Here is a 600-nt window from a genome sequence, read left to right on the forward strand (position 1 = left end):
AGTAGATCGGGTTGCCGGGCCGGTTGTGCTGGTTCTGGTGGCGGTCTTCGATTCTTATTCCTTTGATTTTCAACTCCTTTTCCGGGTGCTTTTTTGTGGTGCCTGGGGGTTGTTTCTTTGGTGAATTTGTTTTCTGGTTGGGTGGTTTATCCGGCCGGGGCGGATTTGCGAAAGGGAATGCGGATGGGTTAGGATTGAAGGGTTGCGGCGGGAAAGCCTGGAGGAATTGCTCCGGTGAGTATCGCAGAGCAGTCTGTTGTTTGAGAACTCAATAGTGTGTCATGTTTTTTTGATACCAATGTTTTTTTTGGTAATCATCGGYCATCACCCCGTGGTGGTTGGTGTTTGCTGGGTTTTGAATTTCTTTTTGGAGAGTTTGATCCTGGCTCAGGATGAACGCTGGCGGCGTGCTTAACACATGCAAGTCGAACGATGAAGCSSWGCTTGCWSSGTGGATTAGTGGCGAACGGGTGAGTAACACGTGAGTAACCTGCCCTTGACTCTGGGATAAGCCTGGGAAACTGGGTCTAATACCGGATACGACCATTGCCCGCATGGGTTGGTGGTGGAAAGCTTTTGTGGTTTTGGATGGACTCGCGG

At 50.4% G+C, this 600-nt stretch carries 1 rRNA gene; it reads left to right on the forward strand.

From position 1 onward, the window contains the following. Positions 1 to 364 precede the first annotated feature (364 nt). Positions 365 to 600, forward strand: a 16S ribosomal RNA gene (locus AB4Y75_RS16695); the annotation flags it as partial.

This window comes from Arthrobacter sp. RAF14 (assembly GCF_052114185.1).
Lineage (GTDB): Bacteria > Actinomycetota > Actinomycetes > Actinomycetales > Micrococcaceae > Arthrobacter_E.